This is a genomic window from Sporosarcina pasadenensis, assembly GCF_047228845.1.
Lineage (GTDB): Bacteria > Bacillota > Bacilli > Bacillales_A > Planococcaceae > Sporosarcina.
Genome location: NZ_JBFEGM010000013.1, coordinates 1 through 25,689, shown reverse-complemented (window position 1 = coordinate 25,689; position 25,689 = coordinate 1). Strand labels below are relative to the sequence as shown.

Genomic DNA, 25,689 nt, shown 5'->3' with positions numbered 1-25,689 from the left:
CAAATAAATGTACCCCCGCTATGTATTGGAGGAATACAGATGGCAACGACAGAAAAGACCTTGAAAATTGACGGAATGACATGTGCTGCATGTGCAAACCGGATTGAAAAAGGATTATCTAAAATAGAAGGCGTAGAAAAGGCGAATGTCAATTTTGCCTTGGAAAGTTCCACTATTCTTTTCGACCCGGAAGTGACAAACGTCGATGAGTTTACATCGAGAATCGAGAAGTTAGGCTTTCATGTCATACACGATAAAGTTGAATTTGACGTCTCTGGCATGTCTTGTGCGGCTTGTGCAACAAAAATTGAAAGGCGCATCAATAAAATGGATGGAGTTTCAAACGCTACGATCAATTTTGCACTTGAAACGCTGACTGTCGACTATGTTAGCGGGCAAACAAGTCCGAATGAAATGATGGCCAATGTGAAGAAAATGGGCTATGAATTAATTCCAAAATCTGATGACAAGGAAAAGTTGGATCATAAGGAACGAGAAATCAAGAACCAATACCGTAAATTCATCTTCTCTGCAATTCTTACCTTGCCGTTATTATGGACGATGGTAGCGCATTTCGAATTTCTATCTTTCCTTTACTTGCCGGCAATCCTTATGAATCCATGGGTACAGCTGGCACTTGCGACGCCTGTCCAATTTATCGTTGGCGCACAGTTTTATAAAGGCGCCTATAACTCATTGAGAAACTTAAGTGCAAATATGGATGTGCTAGTTGCGCTTGGAACGAGTGCTGCCTATTTTTACAGTCTTTACTTAACCTTCGAATGGTTAAACGCGGGTAGTGTCGGTCATCCGGAGCTGTACTTTGAAGCATCCGCCGTCATTATCACACTCATCGTTCTCGGTAAATTATTTGAAGTGCGCGCCAAGGGGAAAACGAGCCAGGCGATTCAAAAACTTCTTGGCTTGCAGGCGAAAACTGCACGAATTCTAAAAGATGGCGTCGAACAAGAGATTCCAATCGAAGAAGTGGTGGCTGGGGACATTATCCTTGTCAAACCAGGTGAAAAAATACCTGTCGATGGAGCAATCATCTCTGGTGAATCGGCAATTGATGAATCGATGATTACAGGAGAAAGTATTCCAGTCGACAAAGTTGTCGGGGACTCCGTTATTGGAGCCACCATTAATAAGAACGGCTCGTTGCAAATTAAAGCGACGAAAGTCGGGAAAGATAGCGCGTTATCGCAAATTGTCAAAGTGGTTGAAGAAGCGCAAGGCTCAAAAGCGGAAATTCAGCGGTTGGCGGATAAAATATCAGGCATCTTCGTTCCTATTGTTGTAGGAATTGCAATACTGACGTTCTTCATCTGGTATTTTGTCGTAACCCCAGGCGATTTCCGATCATCACTCATTCCGACCATTTCCATTTTAGTTATTGCATGTCCGTGTGCGCTCGGTTTAGCAACACCGACGTCCATCATGGCTGGTTCAGGTAGAGCCGCTGAAATGGGATTGCTTTTTAAAGGTGGCGAGCACCTTGAAAATACCCGCTCCATTGACACGGTCGTCTTAGATAAAACAGGAACCGTTACAAAAGGTGAGCCTGCATTAACGGATGTTATCGTTTCTGAAGGGTTTCTGGAACATGACATGTTGCGATGGGTTGCATCGGCAGAGAACCAGTCCGAGCATCCGCTGGCACAGGCGATTGTAACGGGTGTCAAAGAAAAAGGCATTGAATTGATTGAACCAGAAGCTTTCAAAGCGCTCCCCGGATATGGAATTGAAGCGGAAGTTGACGGGAGGCATCTGTTTGTAGGAACGCGAAGATTAATGCGCAGCCGTGACGTGGCCCTTCACGATAGTGAATCCATAATGGAGAAGATGGAGAATGAAGGGAAAACAGCGATGCTCATTGCAGTTGATGGAAAACTCGCGGGTGTTGTGGCGGTTGCGGATACTGTGAAGGAAACGTCCAAAGAGGCGATCCGGAGAATGCAGGAACTCGGCCTCGATGTCATTATGCTGACGGGGGATAATCAACATACTGCAGAAGCGATCGGGCGGCAAGTTGGATTGACACATATCATCGCAGAAGTTCTTCCTGACCAGAAAAGCGATAAAATCCAGCAATTGCAAGCCGAAGGGAAGAAAGTCGCGATGGTCGGCGACGGCATCAATGACGCACCGGCACTTGCTATGGCGGATATAGGAATGGCTGTTGGGACAGGGACGGATATTGCGATTGAAGCGGCTGACATTACGTTAATGCGCGGCGATCTGAACAGCGTTGCAGATGCATTTATTATGAGTCGGAAAACGATGCGCAACATTAAGCAGAACCTGTTCTTCGCCTTTTTCTACAACACGATCGGCATACCAGTAGCCGCAGTTGGCCTGTTAGCCCCTTGGGTGGCGGGTGCCGCTATGGCATTCAGCTCGGTATCGGTCGTACTGAATGCGCTTAGGTTGCAGCGGGTGAAACTGTAATAGTATAAACACAAAACAAAGCCCATCCAGTCACGGATGGGCTTTTCAATTTGTTATTGTATGATGCTTTTGACAGCCTTCGACATCGTTGCGCCATCCGTTTTACCGGCAAGGAGCGGTTTTGCAATTTTCATCGCGTCACCCATATTCATTCCTTGAGCAACACCTGCCTCTGTCAGCAAAGCTTTCACTTCTTCCTCGCTTAATTGCTTCGGTAAGAATGATTTGAGCAATACCAATTTCGCTTTTTCCTGTCCAATCAAATCCTCGCGCTGTGCTTTCTCTGCACCTTCTAGCGCTTGGTTCGTCTGTTTGATCTCACGGTTTACGATTGCGATTTCCTCTTCCTCTGTCAACACGGAGCCTTTCTCTTTTTCAGCTGAGTCAAGTGCGGACTTCAACAGCGTCAGCACACCTTTGGAGAGGACGTCCTTCTCTTTCATTGCCTGTTTCAGTTGTTCGAACACAGTTGTTTTTAACATCGTTCAAATCGCCTCTTTTCATTCATCGAATGCATTAACCCACTCGAATTTGTGTAATGATTATAACGAAGGTGGACTTTAAAATGCAACTCTTGGGAGCGCGCCTCACTCCGGTTAAGTCGGATGGGGCGCGCTATTTAAGTTGCAAGCGGCTGATAAATAATTACTATTGAATAAATAATTAATTACTTTAAATGTCTTCTATCCATCCGATAAATGAATCGTAGTGGAATCGGCTATCAATAATTAATAGGAGATGGAAGGCATGTTTAAAAGTATTAAAAGTAAATTGTTGTTCTCTTTTTCATTAGTGATTTTATTAGTGCTCGTATACGGCATTTATAATATTTACGTAGTGATGCAAAGTAACGAACAAGCAAGGAATATAGTGGAGAAAGAGCTTCCATTGTTAATTGCCCATGACAAGATGGCGTTAACGATGGCTAACCGTATTTCGACAGCCCGGGGGTATGTCTTATACGGAGGAGATTTTAAGGAGAGGTTCAATGAGTATACCGAGAGTGGAAAGCAAAATGAAAATATCATCCGTGGAATCCATGAAACGGAAGAGTTCGACCGGCTGATCGAGCAAACGATAGCTTGGAGAACGATCATCAGTGAAGACGTGTTTGCTGAGTATGACAAAGGCAACAAGGAGCTGGCGCTACGAAACTTAGAGCGGTCAACTCCGATGGTTCGTGAAATTATGGCAGGCTATGAAAAATTGGCAGCGAATTATGAAGCGAATATTAATGCGGCAGAAGCGGATATTATCGCAGGCGGAGAAATGACGCTTAAGATTGTGTCCGTTGTGACGGTTTTAGTCATTTTATTAAGCATAGCTGCAGCACTATTCACTGCCGATCAAATTACAAAACCGATTAAGATGGTAATGAATCGCATGTCGGAGATGGCTAAAGGCGATTTAAGCGGTGAAAATATGAAGACAAAAGCCAAGGATGAAATTGGCCAGCTTGTCCATGCGGCAAATGAGATGAGCCATAATACCCGCAATTTATTGAATACGATTAATGATATTTCAAGCTCTGTAACAGCCCAAAGTGAAGAGCTGACGCAATCCGCGAACGAAGTGAAGTCTGCTACAGACCAGGTTGCAATGACGATGTATGATCTGGCGGAAGGTGCAGAGTCGCAAGCGACACAAGCGGGTCATTTATCTGACTTGATGGATTCGTTCGTTAATCGAGTGGAAGAGGCGGATGAAAAAGGTGGGCATATTCAAGTTGCTTCGACAAAAGTGTTGGATATGACTTCGGAAGGCCGCCGTCTAATGGATCTCTCCAATGAGCAAATGGGGAGAATCGATAAAATCGTACAATTCTCTGTTGAAAAAATCCAAGGTTTGGACGCACAATCCCAGGAAATATCGAAATTGGTCGTCGTCATCAAAGACATTGCCGACCAAACGAATTTATTGGCTCTGAATGCAGCTATCGAAGCGGCGAGGGCAGGCGAACACGGCAAAGGATTCGCAGTTGTAGCCGAAGAAGTAAGAAACTTAGCAGAACAAGTTTCTCACTCGGTCACTGACATTACAAAAATTGTAGGTGACATTCAATCCGAATCCAGTTCCGTGGCAACATCCCTATTGGAAGGATACGGGGAAGTGGAGAAAGGAACGGAACAAATTACACAGACGAGCCAAACATTCAACGATATTAATGATGCTGTGACTGATGTGGCAACGCATATTACAACGATTTCAAACAATCTATCCGAAATGGTTTCCCGCAGTCAGGAAATGCGCGGCTCTGTAGAAGAAATTGCTGCCATCACTGAGGAAAACTCTGCAGGCATTGAACAAACATCTGCTTCAGCCCAACAGACAAATAGCTCAATGGAAGAAGTGGCAATGAGCTCAGAGCAACTATCTAAATACGCTGAAGAACTCAATCGACACGTCCTTCAATTTAAATTGTAAACAAGAAAGGGGCTGTTCCAGAAATTATGTGGAACAGCCCTTTTTAAATAAAGTCAGATTTTCTTCACAAACTCGGACTTCAATTGCATTGCGCCGAATCCGGGGATTTTGCAATCGATATCGTGATCGCCTTCAACCAGCTTGATGTTTTTCACGGTCGTCCCCATTTTGACGACGTTTGAGCTGCCTTTCACTTTTAAGTCTTTGATGACCGTAATCGTATCGCCATCGTTCAATTCATTTCCGTTCGCATCACGCACGACAGCCTTTTCAGCCTCGGCCTCCTGGGATTCCAGCGTCCACTCGTGTGCACATTCAGGGCAAACAAATAGATTTCCATCTTCATATGTGTATTCGGAATTACATTTTGGGCAGTTTGGTAAATTATTCATGACTTGATTCCTCCATCTGATAGTATCAATCATACTATAGCAAAGAACAGAATTAATCCAAGTGTGCGAGGGCAAAAGTCCTAAAGCGAGCATAATTGCTCGAAACTCGCTCAAAACTAAACTGTATTTGTATAAATCTCAAGTATTTGCTATATTATAAGCAATATGGAATCACTGATGTGGCCAAGTAGATGAAAATTGTGAAACAGAAAGTATGGCGATTGCTGAGAGCTATACCACCGCTTTTCATTGAACCCTACCACGGAGATGTCATGCAAACATGACCGGGTCGTTTTCGTTATCAAACGTTCGAGGGCTTAGCTTTGCTAGGCCGAATGAAGGTGGTACCACGTCTATCCAGCGCAAAGACGTCCTTATATTAGGACAGCTTTGCGCTTTTTATTATGTATAGGGAGGAAATCAAGATGAGTAATCAGAAGAACGATTTTTCAAAATGGTATATCGATACGATCCAAAAGGCGGATTTAATGGATTATACACCTGTGCGTGGATGTATCGCATTTAAACCGGACGGCTACGAAATTTGGGAGCATATCCAAGCTGAAATGGACAAGCGTTTCAAGGAGACGGGCCACCGCAATGCGTACTTCCCGATGTTGATTCCTGAGTCGTTCTTCCAGAAGGAGAAGGATCATATCGAAGGGTTCTCTCCTGAGCTGCCATGGGTGACAGAAGCTGCAGGCGAGAAATTGGAAGAGCGTCTTGCATTGCGTCCGACATCCGAGACGATGATCGGCCACTTGTATTCCGATTGGATCAAAAGCTACCGTGACCTTCCGGTGTTGATCAACCAATGGGCAAACGTCTTCCGTTGGGAGAAGAGAACTCTGCCTTTCATTCGTACATCCGAGTTTTTATGGCAGGAAGGGCATACAGCGCATGCCGATGAAGAAGAGGCGCGCGAAGAGACGATGCAAATGCTGAACATTTACAAAGAAGTCGTGGAAGGGCTATTAGCCATTCCTGTCTACGACGGTCAAAAAACGCCATCCGAGCGTTTTGCAGGCGCGGTCGATACGTATTCGATCGAAGCGATGATGAAGGACGGGAAAGCGGTGCAAGCGGGTACGTCCCACTATTTAGGGACGAAATTCGCGGAAGCATTCGACATCAAATATTTGACGAAAGAAAACCGTCACGAGTTTGTTCATACGACATCATGGGGAACTTCGACACGCTTGATTGGCTCTGTCATTATGGTCCACGGCGACGAGCAAGGACTTGTATTGCCTCCGCGCATCGCACCTACGCAAGTTGTCCTGATTCCGGTAGGTCCTTGGAAGAAGAACCCTGCAATCATGGAGAAGCTGGATGAAGTGTTTGCCGAGTTGAAAGCGAAAGGCATCCGCGTGCGTCTTGATGATTCCGATCAGTCACCGGGCTTCAAATTCAATGAGTGGGAGCTGAAAGGCGTGCCGGTCCGCGTTGAGCTAGGGCCACGTGATTTGGAGAACAATCAGGCGTTGATGAAGGCGCGTGATGAAGACGAGAAAGTCGCTGTCGAATTGGCAAATATCGTCGAAAGCATTGAGCAGGAATTACAAACGATGCAAACGCGTCTTCTTGAAAAAGCGCGTGCATTCCGTGCAGAGCATTCCCACACGCATATCGACACAATCGAGGAGCTGTCCAAGCATATCGCTGATTCTGCGGATAAGGGCGAAATCCCTGGTTGGATCCTTGCCGGCTGGTGCGGCGATGACGCGTGCGAGGAGCAAGTGAAGGAAGAGACGATGTTCACGACGCGCAACATCCCGTTCAATCCACCGGCTGAAAAGTCGACTTGCATCAATTGTGGAAAAGAATCGAAACATACGGTTTGGTTTGCGAGAGCATATTAATCCGATTGCATGAATTAAGCTGCCGCCCTGGAGAATGGGTGGCAGCCTTTTTTATTATAACGATAGCAAAAACTGTCCGATAAATGGTCGAACGATGATAACCCTCCGAGAGTCGGTGATAACTCATGCTAAAGACTCCCGTTGCTCCCCATAAAAATGCACCCACGCTTCGTGGATACCCCCCGCACAGTTTTCATTTGCACGGAAGAGATTTTCACACGGTTCCATCTTCAACAATTCGGGCTGAGCATTGCCGACGATGACGGAAGGGTAGCCGAGGGAAAGCATGTCTTGATCATTGCCCGAATCTCCTGCAATGAGCAGCTTGACGCCATCCATCGCATACTGTTCGAGAGCATATTCCAACGCGTTCCCTTTGCCAGCTCCAAAAGGAAGTACGTCAATATCCCGGTTCGAGCTGAAGATGAACGTATGGGAGATTGCTTCGTCCTCAAGGGTCTTCTTGAATTCATTCACTGCGCCTACGTCTTCTGAAACAGTGAATGAAACACGTCGATCATCTGGAAGCTCCTGTCTTTTCAAAGCCGGAAAGGAAGCTGCAATTTCTGCAATTTTATCGGGCTGCCAATCCTCCTGCATACGCGCTTTCCAATCAAGATCTTCAACGAGCTCGTCAGACTGATACATGGACGTACCGACATCCGCTATGAGCAGATCGGGCATGGGCAGACCTTCTTCCGCGATAAGTGATTTGGCGGAAGAGAGATGCCTTCCGGTCACGTAGACGAGCCCAACTTCATCCGGCGAGTCGTCAAAGAACTGTAGCAACCGCCCTAGAGCTTCCTCATCGCCTACAAACGTTCCGTCCAAATCAGTCGCCAACAAGTATTTTTTGTTTTTCAAACATGACCACCTCATACAATCCATCCATTTTCTTGGAGACAGTGTCCCAATCGAATTCACGTCGTGCATAGGCAGCAGCGCGCCGTCCGAGGGAGCGGGCAAATTCACGGTTCGCCGCAAGCAGTTTCATGGCGAATGCCAAATGTTCATGGTTTTCCTTTTCAATATGGATGCCCGTCTCCCGGTGGCGGACAACGTCCTGTAAACCTCCTACTTTCGAAGCGATGACAGGGCTGCCGCATGCTTGCGCTTCCGCAGCGACCATTCCGAACGATTCGTACGTAGAAGGGACAATGACAGCGGTCGCTTCATTGAAAAGGTCCGCCAATTGGCGTTGGGTACGAGCCCCGATGAATTCGACATGCCGTTCCAATCCCTTAACCGCCTTTTTTAATTTCGGATCAGTCGGCAGTTTCTTTTGCATATCAATTTTATCCGGGTCTCCTCCTGCAATGACGAGCTTCGCGGATGGCGGCAGCTCATGCCGTTCCACTAATAGTCTGAAGGCTTTAAGAAGAGTGTAGATCCCTTTCGTCTTTTCAAGCCTTCCGGCAAATGCGAAATAAGGCTGCATCTTCTCTTCTTGGAGAGATGGCTTGAAGTTCTTGTCAACCCCTATGGGAATGACTTTGATGGGGGAAGGGTCTGCAACGAAGCTATGAATCAATTTTCTTTCAGAAGTAGTCGTAGCGACTACATTGTCGGCTAACTGCAAAATCAATTGTTCAGCCGCCATTCGTTTTTCCTCGCGGATACCGGTCGCTTGCTCTTTCGCAACGGCCAAAGAGTGGGAAGTGTGTATCCAAGGTATTCCGTAATCCTCAGCCACTTTCGCACCGAGGAGTCCAGATAGCCAATAATGGGTGTGCATCACGTCGTAAGACGACAAATCGATGCGAGAACGTATTTCATCATAAAAATCGAACAACATGCCGTAGAGGTCGCTCTTCGGCACATATCCCTTCATACCTGCAGCAACGCGGATCACCCGGCAGCGTGAACCGAATTGTTCGATCGCAGAAGCTTTCGCATCTGCCCAATGGGTAATGACATCCACTGTATGCCCTCTTTTATCCAATGAAAGTGCCAATTGCTTGACGTAATTATTTTGTCCACCTGCCTGTTCGCCTCCAAGCGGTGCAAGTGGATCGCCGTGGTCAGAAATGAATACTATTTTTTTCTTCATATTTATCTCCCCTTCGAAGATGCCAGAAGTATGATGGTATCTAATGTTTTTATTTACCCATGATGTGAAATAGTAAACATAAGTTAGTTAGTAATATTGATGAAATAATAAACTCCTCCTGAGTCTGAAATCAGGAGGAGCGTAAATTTGTTAGTTTGAAATTGTATTTTCCATAACGTTCAATAATTCTTCTGCAGCCATTGTCCGCTCGCCGCCACCTTGGACAAATGCATCATTTCCGCCACCTTTACCGTGGAGAAGTGGCAATACTTTCGCCGAGATTAGTTTCATGCTTGTCCCTGCGGATGCACCCCTCGCCGCCACAAACTGGAGGCGATCTTCACTCTCAGCGACGAAAAGGGCGATGATCGAATCATCTTCTGCTACAATCATCCGTGCCAATTTTTGCAGCTCTTGCACAGTTCTATCGGTGAATGAAGCTTTTACAATGCTGCCATTTTTATTGTTCAACAAGTTTTTCATCTCGAACGAGAGCAAGTCTTCCTTTGCCTTTTCCAGCGATTTTTCCAATGTGTGATGCGAAGTCAAAAGCCGCTCAATCGCATTGCTGACACCATCTTCAGGAGCGCTTAGCAATTTGGAGGCGGCCGACAACTCTTCATGCTTCCGATGCAGCTGCTGTAGAACCCGGCCACCGCAAGCGAAATGGACTCGGACTTTCCGTTTCTGTTTTTCCGTAGAGATTATTTTCAGCAATCCAACTTGTCCGGTTGAAGATGGGTGGGTGCCTCCGCATCCGTTAAAATCGAAATCCGGGATGATGACAAGCCTGATTTCATCCGTTACAGCCAATTGCTTACGCAATGAAAACTTGGAAAGCTCATCCTCCGTCACCCATTTCGTTTCAATCGGGCGGTTCTCCAAAATGATCCCGTTTGCGAGCTTTTCCGCAGCCGTCAATTGCTCAGCCGTCACGTCTTCTATGTCCAAGTCGATGGACACAAGGCCTTTGCCGAGATGAAAGCTAACTGTCTGAAACCCGAAGAGCCGGACAAAAGCTGCTGTCAAAATATGCTGCCCCGTATGCTGCTGCATATGGTCAAACCGGCGTTCCCAATCGATCGCCCCTTCCACATCCATTTTGGAATGAAGTACTTCGCTAAGGAAATGGCGGACTTCACCGTCAACTTCCTCTACATCGATCACTCGAACTCCTTCAATCGTTCCCGTATCATGCGGCTGCCCGCCGCCGGTCGGATAGAATGCTGTGTTGCTCAATACGACATATGGGCGCCCCTCAGAATCTACCCCGTTCCCGACAATACGTGCTTTGAACGTCTTTTTATAGGCATTTTGATAATAAATACGATCCTTCAACATATTACCGTCTCCTAGCGTGGATAGTTTATCAATAGTGTACAACAAATAGAAAAAGGCTTCCCACTTATTTTAGTGAGAAGCTCCGTTCATTTTTTTCGCGAAAGGAGAGGATCCTTTCCACTAACAAATCGTATTTGTCTTTCCACAATATTCTCATTGCCAATGTCAGGAACAATAGAGACCCTAAGAGAATCAATGAAACGATACTCGTTATTTGAAAGAAAATCATCTCTTTGAATCCGCCAAGTCCGATGGAAATGAGTATACTACTGACAAAAATTATCAAACAGATAGGCAGTAGCTGGATAAATATATCACAGTTCCTTTTTTTAAGAAATTTCATCGTGAACGGCGTAATGAATGCAATCAGAGTTATATATAATAAAACGATCAGCGTATCGATGACGATCATAAAAATATCCATGTTCAGTGTCCCCTTTGCTATCTACTAATGCAATCTATACCCTATATTCTTATAACATATGCATAAGAGCAGGCGAAACTACTTTTATACCTATAAAAAAAGAAGGGGATTAAAGGATCCCCCTCTCAGACTCCGTTCATTCGATAATTTCAAAGCTCTGTAGCATATGATAGAACCTCGCGCCGTGACCTTCCGCCGCTTCAAGGAAATATTTCTCGGTAATGACAAAGCTTCCATCTTTGCCGTTACTAATGACGTACACATCAATGACCTTTCCGTCCCATGTTGATTCGGTCAGACCATGCAGCCAGAATCCTTCGACCGGTTCCGACACAGTTTCGACATTCCGCAGATCCGGGAATTCGACCTTTAACTTTTCCTCAATCTCCTTCACAAGCGTTTCCGGTTTATCGGTTGGATATTGTTTAATTTCCATACTCACTTCCGGATATTTCTCTGGAAGAGGTTCAATGGTTGTAATGATGTCGGCTTCTTCCCCTTTGATCATTTTATAGCGGGATTCATCCACGTAGATGATGTACTCAGAATCTTTCCCTTCATTCAGATGGACTTCCGTAGGCTCGTCTTGACCTTCAATGCTTTGGATAATCTCTTTTTCAGGGACGAACATATCCTTGATGCCTTTGATCAGCGCAAGGCCAGGGTCCGTCTGTAAAGTGAACGCAAGGACGAGTGCCACCGCTGCAATGAGCATTGCGGGCATCCATCGTTTTTTTCTTCTCATTGTTGTCCTGCTCCCTTCAAATAGTTCCTCGTTGATTTCATTCCAAATATCATCCTTCAGGTCATGCACATCTGCATCGGTATGTTGCTCAAGCTCCGACTTTATCCGATCGTCAAATTTGCTCATCAGGACATATCCTCCTCTCGAGTGGGCTCCAGTTGCTCTTTCAACCGCTTTCTTCCTTTGAACAATCGCGACTTTACGGTGTTTTGATTCAACCCTAAAATGTCCGCAATCTCTTTTTCGGAAAATCCTTTAATATACTTCAAGATTAGCGGAATACGATGGGAATCATCCAATGCTTGAATGATATCGTAAAGCTCCGTCAATTGATCGAACGATTCCTCTGCAAGGGAAGAATCGTTTTCAAGCGTTTCGATATTCGAAAGGGGGGATTCCTTCTTCATTAAACGAAGACATTCATTCGTCAATATCCGATAAAACCAAGGGTCGAACGGCAATATCGGCTTGTAGTTGCCGATTTGCCGATACACCCGGATGAACGTTTCCTGCACCGCATCTTTCGCCATCTCTCGGTTGCGGGTGATTGCGCTTGCTGTCCGGATTGCCGGACCCGCATACGCTTCATAAAATTGACGGAATGCGGCTTGGTCGCCCGCCCGTATTTTCCGAACCCACTTTTCCTGCTGCACGCGGCACACTCCTTTCAGAACAACTTAGTTTGTTGCTTTCACTATATATACCCTCAGGTTTGCCGAAAAGTTTTCGGGGAAACAAAAAACCACATCACTTATTAACGTGATGTGGAAACTGACTCAAGTGTTTTTCAATCGGATTCGTCTGTTGGCAATGCTTGGTAACATCATTCCGACCAAGATGATCATAATGCCTGTAATTTGCAAGAGGGTCATATGCTCATGCAATAAAATCATCGAGACAGTTACCGCGACTGGCAGTTCGATCGCGCTTAAAATCGAAGCCATTCCTGTACCGACTTTCGGAATGCCAATGGAGAAGAGCAGGATTGGCAAAATGATGCCGAACACCCCTAAAATCAAACCGTATATCCATAAGCCGTTTAGCAATGTGCCGTCCCAGACAATTTGCGGCTCTTGGAAGAAGGTGATGGCGACAGCGGCGAAGAAAGACATGAACAATAGCCTTGTTAGCATATCCATCCCTTCCACTTGCCGCTGATTCACCATGAGAAATGCCGAGAAACTGACTGCCGAAACCAGTCCCCAAGCCCATCCTTGCCAAGGGATACCGCTTAAATCGGCATCGATGACACCTGCTGCAAAGATTGTGCCTCCGAATAAAAACAGTAATGAAATGACTTCGATCCGTTTTGGCAAACGCCGACGGGCGATACAATCCAAAAGCATGCCGATCCAAGTGAATTGAAAAAGCATGACGACGGCGAGGGAAGCAGGCATCAAACTTACCGCTTTCCCATAGACGGTTCCTGTGATTGCTGTTAATAAACCGGCGATCACAAGCGTAAAACCACCACCGAACTTCGGAAGTGTCCGACGGGTGAATAGAAAAATGAGTGCGGCTAATAGAAAGCCAGTATAGTATTGACTCGTCACTGCTTGGGGTGCTGTAAACCCGTCCGCGATGGCCAATTTAATAATCGTTGAAAGAATTCCATAGCTGCACGCCCCAAGAATGACGAACAGCGGATACATCCATGGTTTCATCTTACGTCCTCCAGTTCAAGCAATAGTATAACACGGACAGGAAGAATCCAGACGGGGAGTCGACCGGCAGGACTATGTTAGCCGTCCATAGCAAGTGGTCCCGCGTCCAAAGCGAGTGGTCCCACGTCTAAAGTGAGCGTTCTCGCGCCCAAAGTGAGCTGTCCCGCGTCCAAAGCGAGCGTTCCCGCGTCCAAAGCAACCCGCCCGCCATTGCGAATGTCTTTTTTTTGAAAAAACATTAATTTGTTATATACAACGTATAACAAGCGTGTTATATTATACCTATAACAAAAAGAGAGGTTGTGTTGTTCATGGCTGAGCTTGCGAACATACCTTGGAGTCTCGTTTTGCCGGTACTTGTACTTCAATTGATCCTGATGGTTGTCGCTTTGGTTGATGTCATCCGTCATCAACGGACGAATGGGCCATTCATCATGTGGATTTTCATCATATTGCTCCTCGGTCTCATTGGACCGATTTTGTATTTCATCTTCGGGAGGAAGCAAGCATGACGCAATTGCTTCAAGTGAGTGATCTATCGAGGATTTATGGGAGTCACAAAGCCGTGGATTCAATCACATTCGAATTGGCGGAAGGGACATCAACAGCATTGATCGGGCCGAATGGGGCTGGGAAAACGACGTCCTTGTCGATGCTAGCTGGACTTGTCGCTCCTACTAGTGGATCCATTTTATTCCGAGGGAAGCCGAAGCCGGATATCCGGGCTTCCATCGGATACCTTCCTCAATACCCGAAATTCTTCCCTTGGCTGACAGCACTTGAATTCACGGAGATGGTTGCTGTGTTAAGTGGTGTCGAAAAGAGACAGGCGTTGTCCGAAGCTAAAAAGACTCTCGAATTTGTCGGCTTAGGTGACGCGATGAAGAAAAGAACGGGAACATTTTCAGGAGGGATGAAACAACGGCTTGGTTTGGCACAGGCGATTGTCCATGGGCCGGAGCTGCTGCTGTTAGATGAGCCTGTATCGGCGCTTGACCCGGTCGGGCGGCGGCAAGTGATGAATTTATTGAAGGAGCTTCAACAGAAAACGACAATTTTATACTCGACTCATATTTTGAATGACGCGGAAGAGATGACAGATCAGCTGTTATTCTTGCGAAAAGGAGTCCTTGTCGAAAACGGGTCGCTTGAGACGATTCGTGAAAAATATGCCAATCCCCGTATACTAATTGAGTTTGAGGCGGTCGAAGAAGCGGAGAGGTTTACCGCTATTTCACCATGGACAGCTGAAAAAGAGAAGAAACAAGTATCTATTGACGCTGTGAATGAAAGTGTCGGAACGCCTGAAGTCATCGCGTTGCTGCATAATGAGTCCCTCCGTGTTCGGAAGGTGGAATTGCAGACTGCAAGTTTGGAGGAAATCTTCATGAAAGTGGTGGTGGAGGAGTGAGCAGCCTACATGTATTATTGCGCAAGGAATGGCGAGAAAACATCCGTAATTTCAAGCTGTATTGGATTCCGATCGTGTTTGTCATCTTCGGAGTGATAGAGCCGATTACGAACCATTTTCTCCCTGAGATTATGAAAAGTGTCGGGAATCTGCCGGAAGGGGCGGAATTCGCTTGGCCAGAATTCCGTGGGGAAGATATCTTCGTATCATTGATGGGCCAATACCAGATGATCGGCATCCTCATCATCATCCTCGCTTTCATGGGATCCATTTCAGGTGAACGGAAAACAGGGACAGCGACGCTTCTGTACGTGCGGCCTATGTCATTTAGTCAATACTTCCTTAGTAAATGGATTGTTGTCAATGCGATTGTTTTAGCGAGTGTTTGGTTAGGTTTTTTGGCGGCATGGTATTATATCCGCATTTTGTTCAATTCGGTGGCAGCAGGGGAAGTCTTTGCGTTTGTAGGGATTTATAGTTTGTGGTTGGTTTTTGCTGTGACTGTTGTCCTTGCGTTAAGCGCTTGGTTGCCAACAGGAGCGGTTGCAGGGCTTTCCATCTTAGTCTTGATCGTTTTCCAAATCATAGACGGCGTAGTCGGCACGTACTGGACAGTGTCACCATGGAAATTAAGCGCATATGCACCGAATGCATTCGGCACATTCGCAGATCAATCAGCCTATTGGATGAGTGTTGGACTTACAGTCATCCTCATCATTTTGCTTGTCCTCTTAGGTATGTATATGTCTAAAAAGAATGCAGCCAAGACACTCGTCTGATCAATATCTGACATTTCCCGGGGAATATCGACAGACAATGACATGAATGAAAAAAGTAGAGGTTAGGATTTTAACCCACCTCTACTTTTTCACGTTTACTTATATTTTTCTTCGCTGGAAGAACGGCTTTTCGTTTCACGGTGATGCTCTTCCTCATGTTCTTCCAATCTTACATCCTCCAATGGGATCGAATCGACGTTCTGCATATCTTCGTGCATATCATAGATGCTTTCTTTGTCAGTCGGCAAGTTTTCCGGGTTGTCCATGAAAGGGCCATTGGCGTCTTTCCGATCTTCTTCCGTAAAAGTCTTCTTCTTTTCCAAGTGAAAGCACTTCCTTTCTGTTATTAATCTATTCACGCGATTTCAAGAGACTAAACATGGCCACAACAAATGACATGTGTGTTCAGTTGATTTCAAGGGTAGAGTAATGAAAACCAAATGAAAAAGGAGTGTTTACATGGAGAAAAGATATGTCGGTAGGCGCGAAGACGTAGAAGCTAGAGAGAGTGAAGACACAGATAGGGATAGCAGGGCACAAATGACGGACAGCGGTGAAGTTTTATCAGGTGACGACATCTTGCAGCCTAGGGATGACAATGCTGGAACAGTACCGCGGATCAACACCGACCATTTATAATGAAAGGAAGGCTGCCTCCTAGGAGACAGCCTTCCTTTCCACCACGTTAGCGGCGCTCATTCTTATAGTTGCCGAAACGGTCCTTGAATTCGCCGATTTCCTGTTGTGCTTCGCCTTTCAATTTATCCAATTTACCTTCTGCCTGCAGCATGGCATCGTCCGTTGCATTGCCGAATTGGTCTTTTGCTTCACCTTTGACTTTATTCACGGCACCCTTGAACTTTTCCGAGTATCCTCTTTCTTTCATAATAAAACCTCCTCAAAGAGTAGTAGTTTTTCAATACCCCGTAGGGAAAAAAGACAAACGTCTAGACTTTAACAGCCCAAAATTCCAACGTGCAAGAGGGGAAAGTCCTTAAAAATTATGACGAAACTTTGGATAAACTTACCTGTTTTCGTATTTGAGTGCTTTATATAATAGATGTATACATATGCATTTCTTGGAGGAGATGGAATGATAAGAAAAGGTCGTTTTGCAGTCTGGAACGGTAAAGAATATCCCATCGTATCCCAGCGACGTAACTATTATTTGCAGTCTGGGAGTCCGGGAGATAAGGAAATTGGATTTGTTGAAATGGGCACGAGTGGTCATTTATTCAAGGAAGTGAATATGGAAGAATTGGAAGACGCCTACGAAGTGTTCCCATATGCCATGCTGTCGGGATATCGCTTTGCGGTGGAGAGCTTCGAGAAGGAGACCGGCATGGTGACGTTTGTGACGAATAACCCTTTTGCCCAAAAGAAAGTTGCTGTCAGCCCTTACGGCAAAGATGGGTTTCGAATTGATCTTCCGGTGGGCGAAGTTACAATCTTGGAAGATCGTATTCCTATACTAGGATTTGAAGAATGAATTATCGCTGTCTATAGTAAACGAAAATGGCCAGAATGATTCCCTTTCCGCGGGAGTTTCTGGCCATTTTTAACCTAACTATAACTACTTTCAAATGAAAGAATCTTCTATTTTCCCTCATATATAATTTTAGTAATAACCGTTAGTCTATACAAAACGTCGTCAAACTCGGAAGGTGTCCCCCGTCCGTCCGTGTTATTTGAAATGAAGTAAAGTGACTCCCCGTCTGAATAGACATCCCGTATACGACCATATCCTTCGATGTTCTGAACTATCTCCATCGCTTCCGGGTCGAACACTAAAATAGCTTCTCCCCTAAGTGCCGCGATGTAAAGTAGACCGTTGTGGAACGTCATCCCGGACGGAGCCCACGTCTCGTTTACCCCAGAAGTAAGCAAAGGGGAACGCATGCCTTCCTTGCTCTCATTCCCTTCGATTTCCGGCCACCCATAGTTCCCGCCTTGTTCAATCATGTTGATTTCATCGTTTGCAGATTGTCCATGCTCCGATGAATAAAGTTCTCCTTCCAAATTCCATGCAAGCCCTTGGGGATTTCGATGACCCAAACTGACAATGCTGAAACTGCCATCCACCTGGAGTTTCAAAATTTTTCCGTTGAATGAATTCGGGTCTTGTGCATTTTCAGGAGCAGCCCCGTCACCAATAGTGGCAAATAGAGTTCCTTCAGGAGATAGCGCAAGCCGCCCTCCATGATGGACACGCCCCGATTCAATATGATCCAGTAGTATCTCTTTCTCATGCCATTCCCCGCCTTCGCGGACCAGTGTCACAATCCGATTGACAGGCTGACCATCAAAGTCGTACGTGTAGTAGGCATAGGCAAGAGAAGATTCATTGAAATCCTCACGAAGGACGAACCCTAGCAACCCTGCTTCCGCTGCAGACGATAATGGCTTTGATAAGAAAACCTCTTCCCGAGTCGTCCTTCCATCCTTTTCAATCCGCACAATTGCCCCGTTCCGTTCCGATATGAAGAATGTTTGTCCGTCCGAAGCGATGGACCAAGGGGATTCCAAATTAGTTGCTATTTTCGAGGTAACATATAAGCCATTGTCCTCTTTTCCCATTGATGAACACCCAACAAGCCCAAGAATGAAGAGTAAAAATACAAGCCGTTTCATACTACACCCCTTCCAAAAGTATTCCATTTGAATATAATATACCGCATTCGAATAATGTTTGACGATTCTGTATGAAATGAATGGTAATACGGCCATGCTTTGTACTAACTACGGGAGGAGGATGAAATATGACAAACGAGAAAAAAGGATTATCAAGACGTGATTTCCTGAAAACGACAGGAATTGCAACTGGAGCGTTGGTCGGCGGGGGAGTGATTGGTGGTCTGATCGGATACAACGCCAAAAAAGACGGAAAAACGACAACTGATACAAATGCCGTAGGAGGACATGAAGCTGCCGCCGTCAGAGGGTTGATGTTCTTCACAAATCAGCAGGACTTCCATGTACTTTCCCAAGCTGTTGAACGGATTTTTCCGGAGGATGATCTTGGGCCGGGAGCAATCGGTCTCGGCGTTCCTTATTTCATAGATAACCAGCTGGCGGGAAATTACGGCAGCAACGCACGCGAATATATGCAAGGTCCATTTTTTGCGGGTGAAGCAACGCAAGGCTATCAAAGTAGGTTGACACGGGCAGAGATTTTCCGTCAAGGGATCGCAAGAATGGAAGAAGAGGCGCAGAAACGCTATCAAAAAGGATTTGCTGAGCTGGATGGCGGACAAATGGACGAGATCCTCACTTCATTCCAAAAAAACGAAGTGGAAATGAAAGGAGTTAGTTCTGAATTCTTTTTCCGGCTACTTCGCCAAGCGACGTTGGATGGAGCTTACGCCGATCCAATCTATAACGGCAATGCGAATATGGATGGCTGGAGGATGAAAGGGTTCCCTGGACATCAAATGGCATATATCAATGTAATTGAAGAAGAGAAGTTTCAAAAGATTGAACCAAAATCGATCAGCAGCATGCAACATTGACGGAGGGAAGAAATATGGCTAAAACATTGGACAAGGTTGATGTCGTAGTAGTCGGCGTAGGTTGGGCAGGAGGGATAATTGCTGCCGAGTGCGCCAAGGCGGGATTGAAGGTACGTGGATTGGAGCGCGGAAAATCGAGGGGCACTGCGGATTATTTGATGGTGCATGACGAATACCGGTATGCAATCCGTTATGAGCTCATGCAAGACTTATCAAAGGAAACGATTACATTCCGCAACCATCGTAAAATGAGGGCGCTCCCGATGCGCCAAATGGGATCGTTCCTCTTAGGGGAAGGACTAGGCGGTGCCGGAACACACTGGAATGGGCATACTTTTCGTTTCTTGCCGTACGATTTTCAAATTAAGACAATGACTGAGAAAAAGTATGGGAAAAATAAATTGTCGAAAGACTACTTACTTCAAGATTGGGGAGTCACATACGATGAACTCGAGCCGTATTTCGACAAGTACGAAAAGACGGCAGGCATATCTGGAGAAGATGTAAACCCATTCTGGGGTAAACGTTCCGCTGATTTTCCAACGCCGCCGATGAAGAGGACTCCGATTTTGAAGAAATTTGAAAATGCTACTACATCGTTGGGCTACCACCCATACATGTTACCGTCCGCAAACCTGTCAGAGGCATACACAAACCCGGATGGCGAGGCAATCGGTCAATGTCAGTATTGCGCATTTTGCGAACGTTTCGGCTGTGAATATGGCGCCAAGTCATCCGCTGAAATTACTGTCATTCCAACGGCCATGAAAACGGGAAATTTTGAAGTCCAATTTCATGCGAATGTCGTCGAGGTACTCAAATCAGGGAACAAAGTGACGGGCGTCAGATATATCGATACGGAATCAGGGGAGGAGTTCATCCAGCCTGCCGAAGTCGTCGTACTGACTAGTTATGTAATGAACAATGCAAAACTTCTTATGGTTTCCAAAATCGGAGAGCAATATAATCCTGATACAGGCAGAGGAACTCTTGGGAAAAATTATGCATATCAAATTTTGCCGGGAGCAACCGGATTCTTTGATGAGCAGATGAATGTGTTCATGGGTGCAGGAGCCTTGGGCATGACGATCGATGATTTTAATGGCGACAGCTTTGATCATTCCGATCTTGACTTCATCCATGGCGCGAGCATCTCAATAGTACAGACAGGGTACAGGCCGATCCAGACAAATCCGGTTCCGCCGGATGTGCCAGCCTGGGGAGCTGAATTCAAGAAGGCGTCCATTGAAAATTATACACGTACGCTATCAGTTGGCGGACAAGGGGCTTCCATGCCGCATCGGGAAAACTTCATGTCGCTCGATCCTGATTATCGGGATGTCTATGGCGTACCGCTTTTGCAGCTAACGTACAATTTTACAGAACAGGACCGGAAATTGCATCAATACCTGACGGACCGGATTGCGGAAATTATGAAGGAGATGGGCGCGAAGACGGTGGTCCCTGGAAATCCGATCTCCGATTATGACATAGTTCCTTACCAAACTACACATAATACAGGTGGAACGATAATGGGCACGGATCCCGGCAACAGTGTTGTCAACACATACTTGCAGCATTGGGACGCTGAGAACCTCTTCGTTGTCGGTGCAGGGAATTTCCCGCATAACGGCGGATATAACCCGACGGGGACGGTCGGGGCCTTGGCATACCGTACATCGGAAGCCATTGTGAAATACAGCAAAACGGGAGGTTCTCTTGTTTAAGGAAGTGCAGACAAATGCATAAAAAACTTAGCTCAATTTGCGCCAAGGCGTAAATAATAGAAGGGAGAATTTCACCATGAGTTTAGCGAGCATCGGCGTACCGGGCTTAATTATCATCTTAGTGATCGTCCTTATTCTTTTTGGTCCGCGCAAGTTGCCGGAAGTCGGTTCAGCGGTCGGCAAGACATTAGCGGAGTTCAAGAAGTCGGCACGCGACATTTTGGACGAGGATGAAGTGAAGAAGGAACTACCGAATAAGACGGATCATTCATAAGTAGGTGGAGAAATGGATCCTTATGGTGATTACCGTAGGAAAGTCTTAAGCCCGCTCGATAAAAAGGACATGCCGGAAAAAATGATAGCGGTGACTGACGAGGAAGCGGCAAAAGAGGTGGAGGAAGCCGCGGCGATAGCAGCGGAAGATCCATTTGTTGGAGACCCTCCGCTTGTCGAGCACCTAACCGATTTGCGCAAACAGCTCATTAAAAGCGTAGTCGTCTTTGTGACTTTTTTCATCGGTGTATTTGCGACTGTTAATTTGTGGTTTCCGGTCGTTACAAGAGGCCACGAACTGATCGTCCTCGGACCGATGGAAGTCGTCGTATTTTACATGTCCATATCGACTGCATTGGCATTCGGATTGTCGCTCCCATTCCTCTGCCACTTTTTATGGCAATTTGTGAAGCCAGGGCTGCATCCGAAGGAAAAGCAGTTTCTCAGCCTATATTCGCCGGTCATGTTCCTATTATTCCTGGCAGGATTGGCGTTCGGCTATTTCGTCGTCAATCCATTGAGTTACCGCTTCCTCATATCATTAGGTGCGATGAACTTCACTGTGATGGTGTCCGCGCAGGAATATGCGAAGTTCCTCCTCATGACGACGATGCCGATCGGGCTCCTGTTCGAACTGCCAATCGTCGCCTTGTTTCTAGCTGCGATCGGTGTTTTGACCGCCGATACATTACGGAAAGTTAGAAAGTGGTCCTATCTCATTCTGGCAGTTGTATCTGCACTCATTACGCCGCCCGATTTCGTCAGCCAGCTCATCGTCCTCATTCCGATGATCTTGCTATACGAGGCGAGCATCTTCATCGTTCTCTACACGGAGAGACGCAATGTCGCGGTACAAGAATAAAAGGAGAGTGTGCATCCATCCATGCACACTCTCCTTTAATTAACTTGCCTTAACCGAATAGGCCGCCCAATAATCCTTTATTCCGACCGGAAGAAGGGGCGGTGCGGGAGCTTTTATCGCCTCTCATCGTCGTAGATCCGAATGAATCGAACTGCTTCGATAATTTATTTCTAGCATCCTTGTTTCTCATCAAATATGCTGCGCCTAAACCTAGAGCGGCCAATGCCATTTTTTTATTCATCGTCATTGCCTCCTAATTTTTTGCTTATACGATACTTTCCCGATTTGAAAGAGTCTAAACAACATTAAAATCGGCACCCAAAAGGATGCCGATTCTCCCGTGAGAAAGATTTTTATGAATTGGATGATCCATTTCTTGAGGTGAATGGTTCTGCGAGCGATCCAAACTGCTTCATCAGCTTGCCACGGACATTTTTATTCCTCATCAAAAATGCCGCTCCGATTCCTAATGCCGCTATCGCCATTTTATTCATAAAAACATCACCTTCCTCACATTGGATTTTGGATCATAGTTAAGATTCCCTACTTCGTCATTTCTATCCGGATTTTTATATAAAAAAAGGAGTTCTACTGGAGAATCCCTTCCGTGTAAAATAAATTACTTTGTAGAGTAAACTTATATTGCATTACAGCATAATATAAATTACGATACAAAGTAAGGAGTGAAAATTATGGAAAGAGATAATCTTCGGTTGAACGTTTCGTTGTTGAGGAGAAGAGTACCGAATTTGACGAGTGCAGCTAAATCAGTCGGTCTTCGGCCAGCGACAGTTTCGAATTTATGTACAGGAAAGATCTCAGTCGGTAAATCGGAAGTAAGGACGCTTGTAGCGCTTGCAGATTTGGCGGGGTGCAGTTTGGACGAATTGATAATCCGGGGGGAGAAGATCGAGATGATTGAAACAAAGATCAAGACATTGGATTTATTCGCACCGTTGGCAAAAGGCGGGACAGTCGGTTTAGTCGCTCGAAAACAAATGGGCCAACTCGTAGTCCTGAGTGAATTGTTCTACCGGTTGAAGCGTGAAGGCTATACGACATTCCTGTTAATGCCCGAGGGGATTTACCCGGAGCTCCAAGATATATTGGAAAACGTCGATATTACAACGAAAACCATTGACGAAACGTATGAGAAAATGGCAGCTCTCGGACTTGAAAAGGAAATTGCGTTTGCAGCAGACAAAAGTCATGTAGTCGCAGGTGGCATCTACGAGTTGCAAGAACGCTTACAGCAAATTGGAATGCACGCGGTCACGACTTTCCTATTGGATTTAACGGGAGAGGCAGTGGATGAAGAACTTCCTTATGGGCCACTTGAAACGCTTTGGCAATTCGACGCAGATTTGTCGGCAAGACACCGATATCCCGCAGTCAACCCGATTGCCTCCACTTCATCTGTTCTCGAAGGGTCACATATGGATCAAAATCATTTTTTCATTCAACAAAGAGCACAAAAGTTATTGCGACGTTACCGGGAATTGCGTTCACTCGTTAACGTAGGCGGAGAAGGGAAGCTTCCTCCTTCTGAAGTGCAGACGTACAAACGTGGAGAACGTTTGGAAGCATATTTAACCCAACCGTTCTATGTGGCGGAAGAATACACCGGGCAAAAGGGCCAATCAGTTAGTCTTCAAGATACATTGAAAGACGTGCAGGCCATATTGGACGGATCATTTGATTCGAATGATGTTCAAAGTTTAAGTTATGTCGGAAAGTTATAAGAAGGGTTTGTGAGAGTAGTAATGTTCAGATAAAATAACTATAAGACTTTCAAGGAGTGACATAGTCGCTCCTTTTTCGCGGGAAGTGTGTTAGGGGGGATGGAGTGCTGCGCTCATGCCAAAAAGTGGTGGACTGGATCGAAGGCTATGATTGTCCTTGGGGAATTGCGGGCGGCTGGGCGATCGATCTCTTTGTTGGGAATAAAACCCGGGAACACTCGGACATCGAAATCGCCATTCTTCGGGAAGACCAACATAAGATAAAAACCATATTAGCTGATTGGTCCTTTCAAAAAGCGGTGAAGGGTGAAATCGTTGAGTGGGAATCGGAGACGTTGAAGCTGCCAATCCATGAATTGCATGGCTACCATGAAAAGAGCGGAGAGCGCTTGGAAGTGTTGTTGAATGAAGTGGAAAATGACCGGTGGATATTTAGACGAGGTCCGACAATCACGTTTCCAAGCTCTTCACTTTTCTTGACTACCGAGGGTGGCATTCCTTATTTCCATCCGGCTGTCGTCCTTTTGTACAAAGCAAAAAATGCGCGAGAGAAGGACCATGCTGATTTTCATGCTGTAAAGGACCTTTTATGTAATGAAGACCAGCAATGGCTTTGTAATGCATTTAAAATTCACGTGCCCGGTCACCCGTGGATTTCTCATTTGCAAGAAGGCATCAAGTTTTCAAGGGGGAAAGGACAATGAAGAAGACAGCACTTGTCATAATTGACGTTCAAAATGCAATGTTCATGGAAGAATATCCGGTATATCAAGGGGAAGTATTGATTCGTAACATCAAGGATCTACTAGCAAAGGCCCGGTCCAATAAAACGCCAATCTTTTTCATTCAGCATAATGAAGCAGTGGGTCAACCGTTGGAAAATGGAACTTTTGGGTGGGGAATACATCCTGAAATAGCGCCCGCTGAACAGGATTCAATCATTCAAAAGACAACGCCGGATTCATTCCACGAAACGGACTTTGAAGAGCAACTGAAACAACAAAAGATTGAGCATCTCGTCCTGGCTGGGATTCAAACGGATATTTGCGTAGATACGACGTGCAGGAGAGCGTTCAGTATGGGCTATGACGTCACGTTGGTTGCGGATGCACATAGTACGTGGAATTCCGGGAGCCTATCCGCCCAACAAATTATCGACCATCATAATGAGGTATTGAAATGGTTTTCTCACTTAAGGAAAACGAGCGAAATACGATTTAGCGAATGAAAGAAAAGATACAACTCAAACGGGTCTAGCATGCAGACTCGTTGTTCTATTTCCGATTATCAGCCCAGCCCGTAATAAACATCCTCCGTATCTTATACTAACAAAGACATTTGCGAAGGCGGGAAGGAAATGGTGCGTTGGATTGACATCTCCGTTGGAAAGCATGAGTTAAAATTATTTGATGGAAATCGCGTGTTGAAAAAGTATCCGATCGCCGTAGGGAGGATGGTGACGTCTACGCCGTACGGTACATTTAAAATCATTAACAAACAGCTGAACCCGGGCGGTCCGTTCGGCGTATTTTGGATGGGGCTATCCAAACCCCATTATGGAATCCATGGAACAAATAACCCTTCATCTATCGGGAAAAACGTGTCGCACGGCTGTATTCGGATGCATAATAAAGATGTCCTAGAGCTATCCAAGAAAGTGCTGATAGGGACAACGGTCGTCATTCATAAATGAGAACATAGAAGAAAAGCCGGTTGCTTGGGTGCAATCGGCTTTTTGCTGATAAAGGGTAGCGCGCGCCCAAAGTTGGTGATCCCGCGCCTAAAGCGAGAGGTTCCGCGTCCAAAAACGAGAGGTTCCGCGTCCAAAGCGAGAGGTTCCGCGTCCAAAGCGAGAGGTCCCGCGTCCAAAGCGAGAGGTCCCGCGTCCAAAGCGAGAGGTCCCGCGCTCAAAGCGAGTGATTCCGCGCTCAAAGCGAGTGATTCCGCGCTCAAAGCGAGTGATTCCGCGCTCAAAGCGAGTGATTCCGCGCTCAAAGTGAGTGATTCCGCGCTCAAAGTGAGTGATTCCGCGC

31 protein-coding genes and 1 other annotated feature are annotated in these 25,689 nt (G+C 45.9%); of the genes, 16 read left to right on the top strand and 15 right to left on the bottom strand.

Annotation, left to right across the window (positions count from 1 at the left end):
* Nucleotides 1-39 precede the first annotated feature (39 nt).
* Nucleotides 40-2,451: a heavy metal translocating P-type ATPase gene (locus tag AB1K89_RS15475; RefSeq protein WP_413055608.1), complete on the top strand. Its 2,412-nt coding sequence runs from the start codon at nucleotides 40-42 to the stop codon at nucleotides 2,449-2,451.
* Nucleotides 2,452-2,504: 53 nt separating this feature from the next.
* On the opposite strand, the gene AB1K89_RS15470 is transcribed toward AB1K89_RS15475, so the two are convergent.
* Nucleotides 2,505-2,933 carry a GatB/YqeY domain-containing protein gene (locus tag AB1K89_RS15470; RefSeq protein ID WP_413055607.1) on the bottom strand — a complete coding sequence of 143 codons (429 nt, stop codon included), beginning with the start codon at nucleotides 2,931-2,933 and terminating at the stop codon, nucleotides 2,505-2,507.
* A gap of 265 nt (nucleotides 2,934-3,198) precedes the next feature.
* Here AB1K89_RS15470 and AB1K89_RS15465 point away from each other — a divergent pair, with 265 nt between their 5' ends.
* The gene (locus tag AB1K89_RS15465) at nucleotides 3,199-4,875 is read left to right on the top strand and encodes a methyl-accepting chemotaxis protein (RefSeq protein WP_413055606.1); all 1,677 of its coding nucleotides are present in this window, start codon (nucleotides 3,199-3,201) and stop codon (nucleotides 4,873-4,875) included.
* Between the two features lie 53 nt (nucleotides 4,876-4,928).
* Here AB1K89_RS15465 and AB1K89_RS15460 read toward each other — a convergent pair whose 3' ends face one another.
* Nucleotides 4,929-5,300 (bottom strand): zinc ribbon domain-containing protein YjdM, encoded by a 372-nt coding sequence (locus AB1K89_RS15460; protein ID WP_413055605.1) that lies wholly within the window; start codon nucleotides 5,298-5,300, stop codon nucleotides 4,929-4,931.
* Nucleotides 5,301-5,432: 132 nt separating this feature from the next.
* Nucleotides 5,433-5,646 (top strand) — a binding site (T-box leader).
* A 46-nt stretch (nucleotides 5,647-5,692) separates the two neighbouring features.
* Between AB1K89_RS15460 and proS the strand changes: the two genes are divergently transcribed.
* Nucleotides 5,693-7,129 (top strand): proline--tRNA ligase, encoded by a 1,437-nt coding sequence (gene proS / locus AB1K89_RS15455; RefSeq protein WP_413055604.1) that lies wholly within the window; start codon nucleotides 5,693-5,695, stop codon nucleotides 7,127-7,129.
* A gap of 123 nt (nucleotides 7,130-7,252) precedes the next feature.
* Here proS and AB1K89_RS15450 read toward each other — a convergent pair whose 3' ends face one another.
* From AB1K89_RS15450 to AB1K89_RS15420, 7 genes are all read right to left on the bottom strand, one after another.
* Nucleotides 7,253-7,993: an HAD-IIB family hydrolase gene (locus AB1K89_RS15450; protein WP_413055603.1), complete on the bottom strand. Its 741-nt coding sequence runs from the start codon at nucleotides 7,991-7,993 to the stop codon at nucleotides 7,253-7,255.
* The gene (locus AB1K89_RS15445) at nucleotides 7,962-9,179 is read right to left on the bottom strand and encodes a glycosyltransferase (protein ID WP_413055602.1); all 1,218 of its coding nucleotides are present in this window, start codon (nucleotides 9,177-9,179) and stop codon (nucleotides 7,962-7,964) included. The genes AB1K89_RS15450 and AB1K89_RS15445 overlap by 32 nt, the downstream gene beginning before the upstream one ends.
* 150 nt (nucleotides 9,180-9,329) lie before the next feature.
* Nucleotides 9,330-10,517 carry an alanyl-tRNA editing protein gene (locus tag AB1K89_RS15440; protein WP_413055655.1) on the bottom strand — a complete coding sequence of 396 codons (1,188 nt, stop codon included), beginning with the start codon at nucleotides 10,515-10,517 and terminating at the stop codon, nucleotides 9,330-9,332.
* Between the two features lie 67 nt (nucleotides 10,518-10,584).
* Nucleotides 10,585-10,944 carry a hypothetical protein gene (locus AB1K89_RS15435; RefSeq protein WP_413055601.1) on the bottom strand — a complete coding sequence of 120 codons (360 nt, stop codon included), beginning with the start codon at nucleotides 10,942-10,944 and terminating at the stop codon, nucleotides 10,585-10,587.
* A gap of 136 nt (nucleotides 10,945-11,080) precedes the next feature.
* Nucleotides 11,081-11,815 carry a hypothetical protein gene (locus AB1K89_RS15430; protein WP_413055600.1) on the bottom strand — a complete coding sequence of 245 codons (735 nt, stop codon included), beginning with the start codon at nucleotides 11,813-11,815 and terminating at the stop codon, nucleotides 11,081-11,083.
* On the bottom strand, nucleotides 11,815-12,342 hold the full coding sequence (locus AB1K89_RS15425) for an RNA polymerase sigma factor (protein WP_413055599.1): 528 nt from the start codon (nucleotides 12,340-12,342) through the stop codon (nucleotides 11,815-11,817). The genes AB1K89_RS15430 and AB1K89_RS15425 overlap by 1 nt, the downstream gene beginning before the upstream one ends.
* A 123-nt stretch (nucleotides 12,343-12,465) precedes the next feature.
* The gene (locus tag AB1K89_RS15420) at nucleotides 12,466-13,353 is read right to left on the bottom strand and encodes an EamA family transporter (protein ID WP_413055598.1); all 888 of its coding nucleotides are present in this window, start codon (nucleotides 13,351-13,353) and stop codon (nucleotides 12,466-12,468) included.
* Nucleotides 13,354-13,664: 311 nt separating this feature from the next.
* Between AB1K89_RS15420 and AB1K89_RS15415 the strand changes: the two genes are divergently transcribed.
* The 3 genes from AB1K89_RS15415 to AB1K89_RS15405 are packed head-to-tail and all read left to right on the top strand — an operon-like array spanning nucleotide 13,665 to nucleotide 15,543.
* Nucleotides 13,665-13,865 carry a PLDc N-terminal domain-containing protein gene (locus AB1K89_RS15415; protein WP_413055597.1) on the top strand — a complete coding sequence of 67 codons (201 nt, stop codon included), beginning with the start codon at nucleotides 13,665-13,667 and terminating at the stop codon, nucleotides 13,863-13,865.
* Nucleotides 13,862-14,764, top strand: a complete 903-nt coding sequence (locus tag AB1K89_RS15410; protein ID WP_413055596.1) for an ABC transporter ATP-binding protein — start codon at nucleotides 13,862-13,864, stop codon at nucleotides 14,762-14,764. Before AB1K89_RS15415 ends, AB1K89_RS15410 begins: the two co-directional genes overlap by 4 nt.
* Entirely contained in the window at nucleotides 14,761-15,543 is a 783-nt protein-coding gene (locus AB1K89_RS15405) for an ABC transporter permease (RefSeq protein WP_413055595.1), read from the top strand. Before AB1K89_RS15410 ends, AB1K89_RS15405 begins: the two co-directional genes overlap by 4 nt.
* Nucleotides 15,544-15,638: 95 nt before the next feature.
* Here AB1K89_RS15405 and AB1K89_RS15400 read toward each other — a convergent pair whose 3' ends face one another.
* A complete protein-coding gene (locus AB1K89_RS15400) occupies nucleotides 15,639-15,866 on the bottom strand; it encodes a hypothetical protein (RefSeq protein ID WP_413055594.1) in 228 nt (75 codons plus the stop codon).
* A gap of 136 nt (nucleotides 15,867-16,002) precedes the next feature.
* On the opposite strand from AB1K89_RS15400, the gene AB1K89_RS15395 reads away from it, so the two are divergent.
* A complete protein-coding gene (locus AB1K89_RS15395) occupies nucleotides 16,003-16,182 on the top strand; it encodes a hypothetical protein (RefSeq protein ID WP_413055593.1) in 180 nt (59 codons plus the stop codon).
* A gap of 46 nt (nucleotides 16,183-16,228) precedes the next feature.
* Here AB1K89_RS15395 and AB1K89_RS15390 read toward each other — a convergent pair whose 3' ends face one another.
* Nucleotides 16,229-16,429, bottom strand: coding sequence for a CsbD family protein (locus AB1K89_RS15390; protein ID WP_413055592.1), 201 nt, complete (start codon nucleotides 16,427-16,429; stop codon nucleotides 16,229-16,231).
* 207 nt (nucleotides 16,430-16,636) lie between these two features.
* Between AB1K89_RS15390 and AB1K89_RS15385 the strand changes: the two genes are divergently transcribed.
* Nucleotides 16,637-17,032, top strand: a complete 396-nt coding sequence (locus AB1K89_RS15385) for a hypothetical protein (protein ID WP_413055591.1) — start codon at nucleotides 16,637-16,639, stop codon at nucleotides 17,030-17,032.
* 107 nt (nucleotides 17,033-17,139) lie between these two features.
* On the opposite strand, the gene AB1K89_RS15380 is transcribed toward AB1K89_RS15385, so the two are convergent.
* A complete protein-coding gene (locus AB1K89_RS15380) occupies nucleotides 17,140-18,174 on the bottom strand; it encodes a PQQ-dependent sugar dehydrogenase (protein ID WP_413055590.1) in 1,035 nt (344 codons plus the stop codon).
* Between the two features lie 128 nt (nucleotides 18,175-18,302).
* Between AB1K89_RS15380 and AB1K89_RS15375 the strand changes: the two genes are divergently transcribed.
* The 4 genes from AB1K89_RS15375 (at nucleotide 18,303) to tatC (ending at nucleotide 21,914) form a co-directional block, all read left to right on the top strand.
* On the top strand, nucleotides 18,303-19,052 hold the full coding sequence (locus tag AB1K89_RS15375; protein WP_413055589.1) for a gluconate 2-dehydrogenase subunit 3 family protein: 750 nt from the start codon (nucleotides 18,303-18,305) through the stop codon (nucleotides 19,050-19,052).
* Nucleotides 19,053-19,066: 14 nt separating this feature from the next.
* Nucleotides 19,067-20,779, top strand: coding sequence for a GMC family oxidoreductase (locus tag AB1K89_RS15370; protein WP_413055588.1), 1,713 nt, complete (start codon nucleotides 19,067-19,069; stop codon nucleotides 20,777-20,779).
* 76 nt (nucleotides 20,780-20,855) lie between these two features.
* A complete protein-coding gene (gene tatA, locus AB1K89_RS15365) occupies nucleotides 20,856-21,053 on the top strand; it encodes a twin-arginine translocase TatA/TatE family subunit (RefSeq protein ID WP_252501659.1) in 198 nt (65 codons plus the stop codon).
* A 12-nt stretch (nucleotides 21,054-21,065) separates the two neighbouring features.
* Nucleotides 21,066-21,914, top strand: coding sequence for a twin-arginine translocase subunit TatC (tatC, locus tag AB1K89_RS15360; RefSeq protein WP_413055587.1), 849 nt, complete (start codon nucleotides 21,066-21,068; stop codon nucleotides 21,912-21,914).
* A gap of 49 nt (nucleotides 21,915-21,963) precedes the next feature.
* Here the strand turns inward: tatC and AB1K89_RS15355 are convergent, their stop codons facing one another.
* Nucleotides 21,964-22,155 carry a hypothetical protein gene (locus AB1K89_RS15355; RefSeq protein WP_413055586.1) on the bottom strand — a complete coding sequence of 64 codons (192 nt, stop codon included), beginning with the start codon at nucleotides 22,153-22,155 and terminating at the stop codon, nucleotides 21,964-21,966.
* 112 nt (nucleotides 22,156-22,267) lie between these two features.
* Nucleotides 22,268-22,408: a hypothetical protein gene (locus AB1K89_RS15350; RefSeq protein ID WP_413055585.1), complete on the bottom strand. Its 141-nt coding sequence runs from the start codon at nucleotides 22,406-22,408 to the stop codon at nucleotides 22,268-22,270.
* 198 nt (nucleotides 22,409-22,606) lie between these two features.
* Here AB1K89_RS15350 and AB1K89_RS15345 point away from each other — a divergent pair, with 198 nt between their 5' ends.
* The 4 genes from AB1K89_RS15345 to AB1K89_RS15330 all read left to right on the top strand — a co-directional run bounded on the left by AB1K89_RS15345 (nucleotide 22,607) and on the right by AB1K89_RS15330 (nucleotide 25,349).
* Complete coding sequence (locus tag AB1K89_RS15345; RefSeq protein WP_413055584.1) at nucleotides 22,607-23,656, top strand: ATP synthase beta subunit C-terminal domain-containing protein; 1,050 nt, start codon at nucleotides 22,607-22,609, stop codon at nucleotides 23,654-23,656.
* A gap of 104 nt (nucleotides 23,657-23,760) precedes the next feature.
* Complete coding sequence (locus AB1K89_RS15340; protein WP_413055583.1) at nucleotides 23,761-24,360, top strand: nucleotidyltransferase domain-containing protein; 600 nt, start codon at nucleotides 23,761-23,763, stop codon at nucleotides 24,358-24,360.
* Entirely contained in the window at nucleotides 24,357-24,884 is a 528-nt protein-coding gene (locus tag AB1K89_RS15335) for a cysteine hydrolase family protein (RefSeq protein ID WP_413055582.1), read from the top strand. The genes AB1K89_RS15340 and AB1K89_RS15335 overlap by 4 nt, the downstream gene beginning before the upstream one ends.
* 129 nt (nucleotides 24,885-25,013) lie before the next feature.
* Nucleotides 25,014-25,349: a L,D-transpeptidase gene (locus AB1K89_RS15330; protein WP_413055581.1), complete on the top strand. Its 336-nt coding sequence runs from the start codon at nucleotides 25,014-25,016 to the stop codon at nucleotides 25,347-25,349.
* Here AB1K89_RS15330 and AB1K89_RS15325 read toward each other — a convergent pair.
* Nucleotides 25,340-25,689, bottom strand: a 350-nt coding sequence (locus tag AB1K89_RS15325) for a hypothetical protein (RefSeq protein ID WP_413055580.1), incomplete at its 5' end; no start/stop codon positions are given. The two genes, AB1K89_RS15330 and AB1K89_RS15325, sit on opposite strands and share 10 nt — an antisense overlap.